At 73.0% G+C, this 13,691-nt stretch carries 11 protein-coding genes; 4 read left to right on the plus strand and 7 right to left on the minus strand.

The annotated features are described in order from the left end of the window. Window positions 1–21 precede the first annotated feature (21 nt). The 3 genes from tpiA to gap form a co-directional block, all read right to left on the minus strand. On the minus strand, window positions 22–834 hold the full coding sequence (tpiA, locus tag E1287_RS00275) for a triose-phosphate isomerase (RefSeq protein WP_131962263.1): 813 nt from the start codon (window positions 832–834) through the stop codon (window positions 22–24). A 2-nt stretch (window positions 835–836) separates the two neighbouring features. After that, window positions 837–2,024 (minus strand): phosphoglycerate kinase, encoded by a 1,188-nt coding sequence (locus E1287_RS00280; protein WP_131962265.1) that lies wholly within the window; start codon window positions 2,022–2,024, stop codon window positions 837–839. 94 nt (window positions 2,025–2,118) lie between these two features. After that, window positions 2,119–3,123 carry a type I glyceraldehyde-3-phosphate dehydrogenase gene (gene gap / locus E1287_RS00285; RefSeq protein WP_131962267.1) on the minus strand — a complete coding sequence of 335 codons (1,005 nt, stop codon included), beginning with the start codon at window positions 3,121–3,123 and terminating at the stop codon, window positions 2,119–2,121. Between the two features lie 199 nt (window positions 3,124–3,322). On the opposite strand from gap, the gene E1287_RS00290 reads away from it, so the two are divergent. The 4 genes from E1287_RS00290 (at window position 3,323) to E1287_RS00305 (ending at window position 8,512) form a co-directional block, all read left to right on the plus strand. Continuing rightward, window positions 3,323–4,057: a hypothetical protein gene (locus E1287_RS00290; protein WP_131962269.1), complete on the plus strand. Its 735-nt coding sequence runs from the start codon at window positions 3,323–3,325 to the stop codon at window positions 4,055–4,057. Further along, a complete protein-coding gene (locus E1287_RS00295; RefSeq protein WP_131962271.1) occupies window positions 4,054–5,310 on the plus strand; it encodes a hypothetical protein in 1,257 nt (418 codons plus the stop codon). The genes E1287_RS00290 and E1287_RS00295 overlap by 4 nt, the downstream gene beginning before the upstream one ends. Window positions 5,311–5,314: 4 nt before the next feature. Further along, window positions 5,315–6,541, plus strand: a complete 1,227-nt coding sequence (locus E1287_RS00300; RefSeq protein ID WP_131962273.1) for a hypothetical protein — start codon at window positions 5,315–5,317, stop codon at window positions 6,539–6,541. 111 nt (window positions 6,542–6,652) lie between these two features. Further along, window positions 6,653–8,512: a heparinase II/III family protein gene (locus E1287_RS00305; protein WP_131962275.1), complete on the plus strand. Its 1,860-nt coding sequence runs from the start codon at window positions 6,653–6,655 to the stop codon at window positions 8,510–8,512. 2 nt (window positions 8,513–8,514) lie between these two features. Here the strand turns inward: E1287_RS00305 and whiA are convergent, their stop codons facing one another. The 4 genes from whiA to uvrC all read right to left on the minus strand — a co-directional run bounded on the left by whiA (window position 8,515) and on the right by uvrC (window position 13,573). After that, the gene (whiA, locus tag E1287_RS00310) at window positions 8,515–9,495 is read right to left on the minus strand and encodes a DNA-binding protein WhiA (protein WP_131962277.1); all 981 of its coding nucleotides are present in this window, start codon (window positions 9,493–9,495) and stop codon (window positions 8,515–8,517) included. 62 nt (window positions 9,496–9,557) lie between these two features. Further along, window positions 9,558–10,523 carry a uridine diphosphate-N-acetylglucosamine-binding protein YvcK gene (gene yvcK / locus E1287_RS00315; RefSeq protein WP_131962279.1) on the minus strand — a complete coding sequence of 322 codons (966 nt, stop codon included), beginning with the start codon at window positions 10,521–10,523 and terminating at the stop codon, window positions 9,558–9,560. Window positions 10,524–10,622: 99 nt separating this feature from the next. Further along, on the minus strand, window positions 10,623–11,501 hold the full coding sequence (gene rapZ, locus E1287_RS00320) for an RNase adapter RapZ (RefSeq protein WP_131962281.1): 879 nt from the start codon (window positions 11,499–11,501) through the stop codon (window positions 10,623–10,625). Continuing rightward, window positions 11,498–13,573: an excinuclease ABC subunit UvrC gene (uvrC, locus tag E1287_RS00325; RefSeq protein WP_131962283.1), complete on the minus strand. Its 2,076-nt coding sequence runs from the start codon at window positions 13,571–13,573 to the stop codon at window positions 11,498–11,500. Before uvrC ends, rapZ begins: the two co-directional genes overlap by 4 nt. Window positions 13,574–13,691: the final 118 nt, after the last annotated feature.

The raw sequence follows: 13,691 nt of genomic DNA on the forward strand, positions 1-13,691 counted from the left end.
ACGCGGAATTGATCACTTTGATCAGACGGGGAGATCCCGGTACCGGCAGATTTTGACGAACTCTCCCGGGTCCAGGCTGGCACCACCGACCAAGGCGCCGTCCACGTCGGCCTGCGCCATGAGCTTGGCGATGTTGCCGCCCTTCACCGAACCGCCGTACAGGATACGCACCTCGTCGGCCACTCCGCCGTCGTACAGCTCGGCGAGCCGCGTCCTGATGGCGGCGCAGACCTCCTGGGCGTCCTGCGGGGTGGCGACCTCGCCGGTGCCGATCGCCCAGACCGGCTCGTAGGCGATCACGGTGCGCCGCGCCTGCTCGGCGGTGATCTTCTCCAGGCCGCCGTCCAGCTGCTCGATGACGTGCGGGACGTGCCCGCCGGCCTTGCGGACCTCCAGGCCCTCCCCCACGCACATGATCGGGGTGAGGTCGGCGGCGAGCGCGGCCTTGGCCTTGGCGTTGACGAGCGCGTCGTCCTCGGTGTGGTACTGGCGGCGCTCGGAGTGCCCGACGAGGGCGTAGGTGCAGCGCAGCTTGGCGAGCATCGACGCGGAGATGTCGCCGGTGTAGGCGCCGGGGGCGTGCGGTGAGACGTCCTGCGCGCCGTACTGGATCGGGTACTTGTCGGCGTCGATGAGCGTCTGCACCGAGCGGATCGCGGTGAAGGGCGGGATCACTGCGACGTCGACGGCGTCGTAGTCGGCGTCCTTGAGGGCGAACGCCATCTTCTGGACGAGCGCGATCGCCTCAAGGTGGTTGTTGTTCATCTTCCAGTTGCCCGCCATCAGCGGTTTGCGGGCGTCGTGCTTGCCGGAAGAAGGTGTCGCGGGGGCCATCGTCAGTCCTCCAGGGCCTGCAGGCCGGGCAGCGTCTTGCCTTCGAGGTATTCGAGGCTGGCGCCGCCGCCGGTCGAGATGTGGGAGAAGGCGGCCTCGTCGAAGCCGAGCCGCCGGACGGCCGCGGCGGAGTCGCCGCCGCCGACCACGGTGAACGCGCCGGAGTCGATGAGGCCCTGCGCGACGGCGCGGGTGCCGTTCGCGTACGGCTCCATCTCGAACACGCCCATGGGGCCGTTCCAGAAGACGGTGCGGGCGTCGGCGAGGCGCGCGGCGAACAGCTTGCCGGACTCGGGGCCGATGTCCAGGCCGAGCCGGCCGGACGGGATCGCGTCGGCGGCGACCACGCCGTGGTCGGCGTCGGCGGAGAACGCGGCGGCGGCGACGATGTCGACCGGGAGCACGAACTCCACGCCCGCGTCCTCGGCGCGCCGCAGGTACTCGCGGACGGTGCCGAGCTGGTCCTCTTCGAGGAGGCTCTCGCCGACCTCGTGGCCCTGGGCCTTGAGGAACGTGAAGACCATGCCGCCGCCGATCAGGATGCGGTCGGCCTTGCCGAGCAGGTTGTCGATCACGCCGAGCTTGTCGGACACCTTGGAGCCGCCGAGGGCCACCGCGTAGGGGCGCTCGACGTCCTCGGTGAGCCTCTTCAGCACCTCGACCTCGGCGGCGATCAGCCCGCCGGCGGCGTGCGGGAGCCGCTTCGGCACGTCGTACACGGACGCGTGCCTGCGGTGCACGGCGCCGAACCCGTCCCCGACGTAGAGCTCGGCGAGGGCGGCGAGCCGGTCGGCGAACGCGCCGCGCTCGGCGTCGTCCTTGCTCGTCTCGCCCGGCTCGAAGCGCAGGTTCTCCAGCAGGGCGACGCCGCCGTCCGCGAGGCCGCCGGCGGCGGCGCGAGCGGAGTCGCCGACGACGTCGGACGCGAACGCGACGTCCGCGCGGAGCAGGTCGCCGAGCCGCGCGGCGACGGGGGCCAGCGAGAACTCGGGCTTGACCTCGCCCTTGGGACGGCCGAGGTGGGCGCAGACGATGACCTTGGCGCCCCTCCTCCGCAGCGCCTCGATCGTCGGCAGGCTGGCCCGGATCCGCCCGTCGTCGGTGATCTCGCCGTCCTCCAGGGGCACGTTCAGGTCGGCCCGGACGAGGACGCGCCGACCGGCGACGTCGAGGTCGTCAATGGTGCGCATCGGGATGCGGTGTCCTTCCGTACACGGCCGCGCCGTGGCGCGCGCTCCGTCGGGCGCGGCCACGGCGCGAAGGGCTACGGGTTACGGCTACGGGTTACAGCTGCGAGCCGACGAGCTTGACGAGGTCGACGAGCCGGTTGGAGTAGCCCCACTCGTTGTCGTACCAGCCGACGACCTTGACCTGGTCGCCGATGACCTTGGTCAGCCCGGAGTCGTAGATGCAGGACGCCGGGTCGGTGACGATGTCGCTGGAGACGATCGGGTCGTCGGTGTAGGTGAGGTAGCCCTTGAGCGCGCCCTCGGCGGCGGCCTTGAACGCCTCGTTGACCTCCTCGACCGTGACCTCGCGGGACAGCGTGACGGTCAGGTCGGTGGCGGAGCCGGTCGGCACCGGGACGCGCAGCGCGTAGCCGTCCAGCTTGCCCTTCAGCTCGGGCAGCACCAGGCCGATGGCCTTGGCGGCGCCGGTGGAGGTCGGGACGACGTTCAGCGCGGCGGCGCGGGCGCGGCGCAGGTCCTTGTGCGGGGCGTCCTGGAGGTTCTGGTCCTGCGTGTAGGCGTGGATCGTCGTCATCAGGCCCTTCTCGATGACGAAGCTGTCGTGCAGGACCTTCGCCAGCGGGGCCAGGCAGTTGGTGGTGCAGGACGCGTTGGAGATGATCGTGTGGTTCGCCGGGTCGTAGGCGTCGTCGTTGACGCCGAGGACGAGCGTGACGTCCTCGTTCTTCGCCGGCGCGGAGATGATCACCTTCTTGGCGCCGTTGTCGGCGTGCACCTTGGCCTTGGTGGCGTCGGTGAAGAAACCGGTGGACTCCACCACGACGTCGGCGCCGACGTCGCTCCACTTCAGGTTGGCGGGGTCGCGCTCGGCGAACGCCTTGATGGCCTTGCCGCCCACGACGATCTCGTCGGCGGTGGCGCGCACGTCCTCGGGGAAACGGCCGAGGATGCTGTCGTACTTGAGCAACTGGGCGAGCGTGGCGTTGTCGGTCAGGTCGTTGACCGCCACGATCTCGATGTCGGCCCCGGACGCCTTCACGGCCCGGTAGAAGTTCCGGCCGATCCGGCCGAACCCGTTGATGCCTACTCGGATGGTCACGGAACGGCTCCTCGCACGTCGAATCGCCCGGTGGTCAGCCGGACTGTTAACTACGTCTGTCCGGGGATCTCCCCCAGGTCCATCCGGGGTTCTCCCCCAGCCTCGACCCTATCCAATGACCGGCGGGTAGCCCGACACCGGTGGCGCGGGAGATCCGCGGGTGCGGGCGTTTTGCCGATCATCAGTAGAATCCGGCTCCATGCGCCCCGGCCGGTTGTTCGTCCTTTTCCTGAGCGGGGCCCTGACCTGCCTGTTCGCGGTCGTGGCCGGTCCGGCGGCCGCGGCTCCGGTGGAACGTGCCGACGAGCTGTCCCGCGCCGATCACCTCGCGGCGGCGCTGCGCCGCGACCCGGTGTACGTCACCGACCACGCGCCGCGGTCGCTGCCCCCGGACGCCGCCGAGCGGATCAAGGCGTCCGTCGCCCGGCTCGGCGTGCCCGCCTACGTGGCGGTGACGCCGACCGCCGGCCTCGGCGAGCGGAATCCGGACGACTCGCTCGTGGCGCTGCTCCGCGACCGGCTGGGCGAGGACGGGGTGTACGTCGTGGTCGACCCGTCCGGCGGGCCAGGCGAGGCCCGGCAGTTCGGCGGCGCCCGGCGCCTTCCCGTGGACGACGCGTGGTGGGCCGCGAAGTTCGAGCTGCCCTACGACGTGAGCGCCCCCGACATGATCGGGCGGTTCGTGGACATCGCCCTGTCCGGCAAGGCCAGGGAGCGGCGCGATCATCCGCGGCCGAGACCCAAGTCGGCGACCCGCAAGGCGCTGGACGCCGACGACAGGGCCGACCGGCGGGCCGACCGCGTCGAGACGGCCGCGTTCGGCGGCGGCGCGGCGCTCAGCGGGCTGCCGATCCTCGGCCTGCTGGTCGCCCGCCGCGTCCGCCGGGCGAGGCGGAGCCACGGCGGCAAGAGCAGCGGTAAGGGACGGAAATGAGGCGGGCGGGGGTTCCGGCGCTGCTCGCCGTCCTGATCATGGCCGCGGGGCCGGTCGCGGCGGCCGCGGACGACCCGCCGCACGCCTACCGGCGCCTCGACCGGGTCGCGGCCGCGCTCGCCAAGGACCCGCTGTTCGTCGACCCCGACGTCAGCGGCGCCCTCGACGCGGCCGAGCGCGGACGGGTGCGCCAGGCCGCCCGGCTGACGGCGAAGCGGATCGGCACCCCCGTCTACGTCGTCGTGATCCCGAACCCGACCGACTCGGAGTCGCAGGGACGCGACGACGCGTTCCTGTTCGCCCTGCACGACCGGTCGCGCCGGGACGGGCTCTACCTGATGGCCGATTCGCACGGGGGCCTCGAGTCCGAGGCGTTCCGGGTGCCGCGCGACTACGACTACTCGCCGCTCGACGAGGACGAGCCGGGCTCCTCGCGTCCGGCCGACTCCGACCGCCCGTTCGAAGGGCTCGCGGAGCGGCTCGTCCAGCGGATGGACGGCTACGCCGCGGCGCCCGCGGCGTCCCCGTCCATGCCGACCCTGTACTCCAGCCCCGACCCGTTCGGGGAGGAGAACAAGCTGACGCCGCGCGACCCCGAGGTCAAGAGCCCGCTCCTCACCGGGCTCCTGCTCGTCGGGCCGATCACGGCCGCGCTGCTGTACTGGGCGGGCATCGGCGTCCTCGCCCTGGTCCGCAGGGGGCGGCCGTCCGGTCCGGACGAGATCGTGAAGCATCCGCGGGCGCCGAGGAGGCCGAGCACGCGCTGGCTGCGGCGCACCGCGTCCAAGGAGGTGGGACGGCTCCGCGACCTGCTCGCCACGGCCGAGGCGGAGCGCGGGCGGCCCTTCGCCGTGTCGGCCTACGACGCCGCGCAGATCCTCTACGACGACGCCAAGGACGACGAGGAGCGCGCCATCGATCTCGTGGGCGCGATCGTCCTGGCCCGTCAGGGGCGGATCGCGCTGACGCGGAACGTCGCCTCCCCGCCCGCCCCGTGCCTGGTGAACCCGCTGCACGGCGAGTCGACCGGGCGCAAGTACGTCCCGAAGCTGGACGGCGACGGCGTCCTGCCGAAACCGTGCCCGCTCTGCGGCGCCTGCCAGGCGCGCCGGAGCGGGCTGCGCAGGCATGACCTCATGGAGATCGGGGGCCGTCCGCACACCGCGGTCCGCGGCGTGTGGCGCGACACGGCGTGGGGCGCCGACGGCAAGAAGTTCCTTCCCCGTGTGATGAGGTACCTCGGTGTTGAGTGAACCGGTGTTGAGTGAACCGTCCCCCGGCGAACGGCTGGCCGCCGCGCTCCGCCGCTCCCCCATCCACGTCGACCCGTCGATCGCGTCCGCGCTGCCGGGCGCGGAGCGGCGCAGGCTCATCGCGAAGTTCGAGAAGGCGCCGGCGCCGATCTACGTGGTCCTCGTCCCGCTGGTCACGGGCGGCGTCTGGACGGACGCCGACCAGCTCGCCACCGTCGTCCACGACCGCCTCGGCCGCGACGGGATCTTCATCACGCTGCGGGAGGACAGCCAGGACCTGACCGCCCGCGAGTGGGGCGGCGACCACCAGGCGCGCGACGCCGCCTGGGCGGTCTCGCTGGACCGCGCCATGGACGACACCCCGCTCGCGGCCCGGCTGTCCCGCGTCGCGGACCTGATCATCTCGGGCACCGGGAAGCAGGAGTACGACCGGGTCTCCGCCGAGATCGACCGCCGCTCCAAGGCCCGGCGGGAGGCGAACCGCGTCGGCGAGCACCGTTCCGTGGAGGCGGACGGCGACGATGGCGGCCTGGCCCTTCCGCTCGGTGCGGGCGCGGCAGGGCTCGCGGTCGTGGGCGTCGGCGGGTTCCTGCTGTGGCCGCGGCGCCGGATGGCGTCCGTCCGGCGCGAGGGCAGCGGCTTGCTGATGCCCCGCATGGTGTTCGCCACCGCTCGGCGGGCGAACGAGGACCAGCTGCGCGAGCAGGCGTCCCACGAGGTCATCGCGTTCGGCGAGCTGCTCGACGAGACCGCGGTCCCGACCACCGACGAGCGGGCCCGCGCGCTGATGACCGGCGCGCTGGACGCCTACCAGGCCGCCGGCAAGACGCTCGACGCCGCGCGGGGCGTCCCCGACCTGGCGGGCGTCCTGGTGCTGCTCGACCAGGGCCGCGACGCCTTCGCCTCCGCCCAGGCGGTCGCGAACGGCGACCCGGAGATCCCGCCGGTGCCGCTGTGCTTCTTCAACCCGCTGCACGGGGACGCCGCCGCCAAGATCATCTGGCGTCCGGTCGGGTCGCGCAAGAGCCTGCGGGTCAGGAGCTGCCGGCCGTGCGCCCGCGCGGTCCGCGGCAAGGAGACACCGGACGTCCTCATGGACCGCCGCGACGGCCGCGACGTCCCCTACTACGAGGCCGACCCGGCGGACAGCGTCTGGGCGGAGACCGGCTACGGGCAGCTCCGCGACGACCTCGTCCACCGCGTCCTGCGTGGAGACGCCGCCCCGCGCTGACCGGCGGCCGTTCGAGCACCCCTCCCGCGAGCGTCCGGCCGTCGCCGAATGTTCACCGTCCCGTCATCGCGGACGGTCAGCCGGAACGGCGCGTGGCGGGTCTTTGATTACGTGATCACTCGATCTTGGAAGGGCGCCCGCCGGGCGGGGGGCGCCGTGCTGGTGCTGGCGCTGTCGGCGGGCTGCGAGCGGGCCGCCGCTCCGGCCGCGCCGCCGGTGGTCCCGGTGACGGCGGAGGTCGCGGCGGACAGGTCCGTGTGCCTCGGATACAACGGCCTGGACGCGCTGAACCCGGCCGCGGAGGTCCGCGCGGGCCGGTTCAGGGTGCCCGGCGTCCCGCCGGTGCGCGTCGCCACCGGCACCGACGTGGACTGGGGCTTCGATCCCTACGGCAACCGGACCTGGCAGCTGTGGCTGCACTCCCTCGAATGGCTCGGCGGCGCGATCAAGGAGTACGGGCGGACGGGCGACCGCGCGGCGCTCGACACGGCCACCGGCATCGTCCGCGACTGGCTGCGCGACAACGACGACCCGGAGCGGTTCGGCCGGCACCGGCGGCAGGCGATCTCCGAGGGCACCAAGTTCCGGCTGGCCACCCTGGTCTGCCTGCGCCGGCACCGCAGCGGCCGGTGGCTGGACGACGCCATCGCCGCCCATGCGCGGTGGCTCGCCGAACCCGGGCACTACTCCGGCCCCTGGAACCACGGCACCGACGAGTCGATGATCCTCATGACGGCGGGCTGCGGCATCGGCCGCGACGACCTCGCCGACATCGGCCACCGGCGGCTGCGCGAGGCGATCCTCGACCCGCCGGGCGGCGCGCGGCCCGCCATCGACGCGGAGGGCGCCAACAACGAGCAGTCGGCGTACTACACGGTCTACAACCGGAGCCGGTGGCGGCTCGCGTTCCAGGTGATGCGCCGGTGCGGGCGTCCCGTACCGGACGAGCTCGTCCGGCGGCACCGGCTGATGGACGAGTTCATCGCGTTCCAGACGACGCCCGCCGGGGACCTCGTCCAGATCGGCGAATCGGAGGCGTCGGAGGCGTCCGCGATCAGCTCACCCGGAGACGGGCCGATCAGGTACGTGGCCTCCCAGGGGCGCATGGGCACTCCGCCCGCGCGGCGGGCGCGCGTGTACCAGGCCGGATACGTGATGGGACGCTCCGGATGGGGCCGCGACGGCCGGGCGTACACCGACGAGACGGCCTACACGGCGCGTTTCGGCCCCGGCCGGTACGCGCACGGCCAGAACGACCACATGGCGCTGACGTTCCACGCGCTCGGCCGCGACGTCCTCGTCCCGAGCGGCCACATCGGCTACAGCGACCCGGCGTGGCAGCAGTGGCTGCGCTCCCCCGACGCCCACAACACGGTCGTGGTCCGGGACGTCCCGTTCCAGCCGGACGCGGCGACGGCGCTGACCGGGCACCGGTTCCGGCCCGGCGCCGACACGTTCTCCTTCACCGACGCGGCCTTCACCGGGACGACCCGGTCGCGGTCGGTGCTCGCCGCGTCCGATCCCGACGCGCTCGTGGTGCTGGACGACGTGCGCTCTGCCGTCCCGCACCCCGTGGAGCAGCTCTGGCACCTGCCTCCCGCGTTCACGGCCGTGCCGCGCGGGACGGGCGCCGTCGCCACCGCCGGACGGGTCCGCGTCCACTTCCTGCGGATACCGCTGCCCGGAACGCCGCCGTCACCGGCCCGGACCGTCCGCGGGTCGCTGAACCCCCGGCAGGGGTGGGTCGCGGCGGGGCACCGCAAGAAGACGCCCGCGCCGGTCGTGTCGCTCTCGGCGCGGGGATCGCGGGTGCGGATGCTGACGCTGATCGCCCCCGTCCGCGGTACGGAACCACCGGAGGTGCGCACCCGCCCGCTGCCCGGCGGCGGCGTCCGCGTGGACGCGGCGTTCTCCGGCCGCCGGCTCGCCTTCGCCGCCGGGCCGGACGGCGGCCTGCACCGCGTCCGCTGAGGTCAGGGCGCGAGCATCTCCGCGGTCAGGTTCGCCTCCGTGCCGGGGATGCCCTGGTCGCCGGCGCGCTTGTCGGCCATCGCGAGCAGGCGGCGGATGCGGCCCGCGATGGCGTCCTTGGTCAGCGGCGGGTCGGCGAGCTGGCCGAGCTCCTCCAGGGACGCCTGCTTGTGCTCCAGCCGGAGCCGCCCGGCCTTGACGAGGTGCTCGGGCGCGTCGTCGCCGAGGATCTCCAGCGCGCGGGCGACGCGGGCGCCGGCGGCGACGGCGGCGCGGGCCGAGCGCCGCAGGTTCGCGTCGTCGAAGTTGGCGAGCCGGTTGGCGGTGGCGCGGACCTCGCGGCGCATCCGGCGCTCCTCCCAGGCCAGCACGCTGTCGTGCGCGCCGAGCCGGGTGAGCAGCGCGCTGATCGCGTCGCCGTCGCGGACGACGACCCGGTCGACGCCGCGGACCTCGCGGGCCTTGGCGTGGATCTTGAGGCGGCGGGCCGCGCCGACCAGCGCGAGCGCCGCCTCCGGGCCCGGGCACGTCACCTCCAGCGACATGGACCGGCCCGGCTCGGTCAGCGAGCCGTGCGCGAGGAACGCGCCCCGCCACGCCGACTCCGCGTCGCAGGCCGCGCCAGCGACGACATGCCGCGGCAGGCCCCGGACGGGCCGCCCGTTGTTGTCGATCAGACCGGTCTGCCGGGCGAGCGACTCGCCGTCCCGGAACACGCGGACGACGTAGCGGTTGCCTTTACGCAGGCCGCTCGGCGCGAGCACGACGACCTCGGAGGTGTGCCCGAACACCTCCGCGATGTCCTTGATCAGCCGCCGGGCCGCGACTCCGGTGTCGATCTCGGCCTCGATCACGATGCGCCCGCTGACCAGGTGCAACCCGCCCGCGAAGCGCAGCAGCGTCGAGACCTCGGCCTTGCGGCAGCACGGCTTCAAGATCGTCAGCCTGCTCAGCTCGTCCTTGACCACACCGGTCATCGCCATGAGTTGGACCCCTCCCCCTATCGGACTCCCAGCAGTGTCGCCGATCGCGGCGGCGCCGGGCGTCACTCACTGAATATCTGTACGAAGGCTTGGGCCAGACGGGCGGGTTCATGGCGCGGGGACCCGTCTTCGGCGGCCTCGTCGGCGGCGACGTCGGCGAGCACGAGCCGCCCGCCGATCTCCTGGACGGCCTTGTCGAGCGCCGCCGGGTCGTCCACCACCCCGCGGTCGGCGAGGACGACGTCCACGCTCAGGTCGGGTGCGTGCGCGCGCAGGACCTCCAGATGGGTCTGCGGGGAGAAGTCGTCGGTCTCGCCGGGCTGCGGCGCGAGGTTCAGCGCGACGGCGCGGCGGGCGCGGGACCCGGCCAGGGCGCGGGCCAGCGCCGGGACCTTCAGGTGCGGCAGGACGCTGGTGAACCACGAGCCGGGCCCGAACACGATCCAGTCGGCGTCGTCGACGGCGGCGAGCGCCTCCGGGCAGGCGGGCGGGTCGGCCGGGACCAGCGAGACGCCGAGCACGCTGCCGGGCGTCTTCGCGCACGCGACCTGCCCCTTGACGTGGGTGATCTCGTCGGGCCTCGACGGGTCGGCGCCGCGCACCTCCGCGACGATGTCCATCGGGACGGCCGCCATCGGCAGGACCCGTCCGTGCGCGCCGAGCAGCCGCCCGACCCAGTCGAGCCCGTCGACGGCCGCCTCCTGCCCGAGCAGCTCCCACAGCGCGACGATGAGGAGGTTCCCGACGGCGTGGCCCTGCAGGTCGCCCTCGCTGCGGAAGCGGTGCTGGACGACGTCGCGCCACGTCTGGCCCCACTCGTCGTCGCCGCACAGCGCGGCGAGCGCCATGCGCAGGTCGCCGGGCGGGAGGACCCCGAGCTCGCGGCGCAGCCGCCCGCTGGACCCGCCGTCGTCGGCGACGGTGACGATCGCGGTCAGCCGGTCGGTGACGCGGCGCAGCGCCGACAGCGAGGCGTAGAGGCCGTGGCCGCCGCCGAGCGCGACGACCTTCGGGCCGTTGGGCTTCACCGTGCCGTCGACCTGCTCTCCTCGTCCGGGACCCCGCCGGGCGCCAGTATTTCCCGGGGGGTGTGGGGGTCGTCCCCAACCAGGGGCCGGACGGGGATTCTACTCGCGGCCGAGGTCGCGATGCGCGACCTGCACCTCGATGCCCTCGTCCCGCAGCCGGGCGGCGATCTGCTCCGCCATGGCCACACTACGGTGCTTGCCGCCGGTGCAGCCCACGGCCAGGGTCACGTAGTGCTTGCCCTCGCGCTCGTAGCCGTCGGCGAGGAGGCGCAGCACCTCCGCGTACGCGTACAGGAACTCCTTGGCGCCGCGCTGCCCGAGGACGTAGTCGCGGACGGCGGCGTCGCGGCCCGTCTTCGGCCGCAGCTCCGGCACCCAGTGCGGGTTCGGCAGGAACCGGCAGTCGACGACGAGGTCGGCGTCGACCGGCAGCCCGTACTTGTAGCCGAACGACACGACGGTCGCGCGGAGGCTGGACTCGCCGGTGTCGTTGCCGAAGAACCCGATGATCTTGTTGCGGAGCTCGTGCACGTTGAGGCCGCTGGTGTCGATCACCAGGTCGGCCTCGGCGCGGACCTCGCGGACCAGCTCCCGCTCGCGGGCGATGCCGTCGACGAGGCGGCCGTCGCCCTGCAGCGGATGCGGGCGGCGGACGCTCTCGAACCGGCGCACCAGGTCGGCGTCGTTGGCCTCCAGGAACACCACGCGCGGGTGGACGCCGCGCGCCTCCAGCTCGGCGATGGAGGAGTGCAGGTCCTCGGTGAAGGCGCGGCTGCGGACGTCCACGACGACGGCGATGCGGGGCACGGCGTCCTTCACCCGGCCGCCGAGGTCGGCCATCGTGGCCAGCAGGCCCGGCGGCAGGTTGTCGACCACGAACCAGTCGAGGTCCTCCAGGGACTTGGCCGCCGTGCTGCGGCCCGCCCCGGACATGCCGGTGACGATCACGATGTCCGGGATCTTCGTCTCGCTGGTCATGACCCTCTCCCCGTGTGCTCCCCGTCGTTTCCACCCGTCGCGGCGCCGTTCGTTCCGGCGCCGTCCGTCCCGCCGCCCCCGCGCGGGACCGCGGCGCCGTGCCCGCTCGCGCCGTGCCCACTCGTCCCGTGCCCACTCGTCCCGTGCCCGCTCGTGCCGTGCAGGGCCGCGACGATGCCCTCGGCGCTGCGCAGGCCGATCCCCGGGACCTCGGCGACCTGCTCCGGCGTCGCGTCCTTCAAGCGCTTCAGCGAGCCGAAATGCTTCAGCAGCGCCGCGCGGCGCGCCGGGCCCAGACCCGGAACGTTATCGAGTTCGCTCACCGTCATGGACTTGGACCGCCGCTGCCGGTGGAAGGTGATGGCGAACCGGTGCGCCTCGTCGCGGACCCGCTGGACGAGGAACATGCCCTCGCTGTTGCGCGGCAGGATCACCGGGTCGCCCTCGCCGGGCAGCCAGATCTCCTCCAGCCGCTTGGCGATGCCGCAGACGGCGATGTCATCGACGCCGAGCTCGTCCAGGGCCCGCTGCGCGGCGGCGACCTGCGGCGGGCCGCCGTCGACGACCACGAGGTTGGGCGGGTAGGCGAACTTGCGCGGCCTGCCCGTCTCCGGATCGATCGGCTGATGCGCTCCCTCTTCGTCGGGATCGCCCAAATGATCGAGCTCGCCCATCTTCTCGCTCTCGGCGAGGTACCGCTTGAACCTGCGGGTGATGACCTCGTGGATGGAGCGGACGTCGTCCTGCCCCTCGACGGCCTTGATCGTGAACCGGCGGTACTCGCTCTTGCGGGCCAGGCCGTCCTCGAACACGACCATCGACGCGACCACGTTGGTGCCCTGCAGGTTGGACACGTCGTAGCACTCGATGCGCAGGGGCGCGTCATCCAGCTCCAGCGCGTCCTGGATCTCCTGGAGCGCGCGGCTGCGGGTGGTCAGGTCGGACGCGCGGCGCGTCTTGTGCTGCTTGAGCGCCTCGTGCGCGTTGCGGGCGACCGTCTCCAGCAGGGACTTCTTGTCGCCGCGCTGCGGCACGCGGAGCCGGACCGGCCCGCCGCGCTGCTCGGACAGCAGCTCGGTCATCGCCTCCTCCTCGGGCGGGACGGCCGGGACGAACACCTCCCGCGGCACCGATTCGCTCTCGCTGTAGATCTGGATGAGGAAGTGCTCGACCAGGTCGGCGGTGGTGACGTCCTCGACCTTGTCGACGACCCAGCCGCGCTGCCCGCGGATCCGCCCGCCGCGCACGTAGAACACCTGGACGGCCGCCTCCAGCTCGTCCTCCGCGAAGGCGATCATGTCGCAGTCGGTGCGGTCGGGCAGGACGACGGCCTGCTTCTCCAGCGCCCGCTCCAGCGCGCGGACGTCGTCGCGGAGCCGGGCCGCGCGCTCGTACTCCTGCGACGCGGCGGCCTCGCGCATGTCGCGTTCGAGGCGCTTGATGAACCGGGTGGTGTGGCCCGCCATGAAGTCGCAGAAGTCCTCGGCGAGGAGGCGGTGCTCGTCGGGCGTGACGCGGCCGACGCACGGCGCCGAGCATTTGCCGATGTAGCCGAGCAGGCAGGGCCGGTCGAGCTGGTGCTGCCGCTTGAACACGCCCGCGCTGCACGTCCGGACGGGGAACACGCGCAGCAGCTGGTCGACCGTCTCCCGGATCGCCCACGCGTGGGAGTACGGCCCGAAGTAGCGCACGCCCTTCCGTTTGGCACCGCGCATCACCATCACCCTCGGGAACTCCTCGTTCAGGGTGACGGCGAGGTAGGGATACGACTTGTCGTCGCGGTAACGGACGTTGAACCGCGGATCGAACTCCTTGATCCAGGAGTATTCGAGCTGGAGCGCCTCGACCTCGGTGGCGACGACCGTCCAGTCGACCTTGGCGGCGGTCCGGACCATGGTCTGCGTGCGGGGATGCAGCGCGGAGAAGTCGGCGAAGTAGGAGTTGAGGCGCTGGCGGAGGCTCTTGGCCTTGCCGACGTAGATGACCCGGCCGTGCTCGTCTCGGAACCGGTACACCCCGGGTGACTCGGGGATGGAGCCGGATGCGGGTCGGTAGGTCGCCGGGTCTGCCACGTCCAAAAGCCTAGTGGGCGGCACCGACACGCCGTGCTCCCGCGCGTGCCCACCACGCACGGCTCCGCGGGTGACGGAGATCTCTCCGCCAGGTTCACATGATCGCAAAACTCCGGGA

It is taken from the genome of Actinomadura sp. KC06, assembly GCF_004348735.1.
Classification (GTDB): domain Bacteria; phylum Actinomycetota; class Actinomycetes; order Streptosporangiales; family Streptosporangiaceae; genus Spirillospora.

Coding starts and splice junctions, on each gene's coding strand:
- E1287_RS00295 (WP_131962271.1), top strand. CDS start 4,054: ATGAGGCGGGCGGGGGTTCCGGCGCTGCTCGCCGTCCTGATCATGGCC.
- rapZ (WP_131962281.1), bottom strand. CDS start 11,501: ATGACCAGCGAGACGAAGATCCCGGACATCGTGATCGTCACCGGCATG.
- E1287_RS00290 (WP_131962269.1), top strand. CDS start 3,323: ATGCGCCCCGGCCGGTTGTTCGTCCTTTTCCTGAGCGGGGCCCTGACC.
- tpiA (WP_131962263.1), bottom strand. CDS start 834: ATGGCCCCCGCGACACCTTCTTCCGGCAAGCACGACGCCCGCAAACCG.
- E1287_RS00280 (WP_131962265.1), bottom strand. CDS start 2,024: ATGCGCACCATTGACGACCTCGACGTCGCCGGTCGGCGCGTCCTCGTC.
- whiA (WP_131962277.1), bottom strand. CDS start 9,495: ATGGCGATGACCGGTGTGGTCAAGGACGAGCTGAGCAGGCTGACGATC.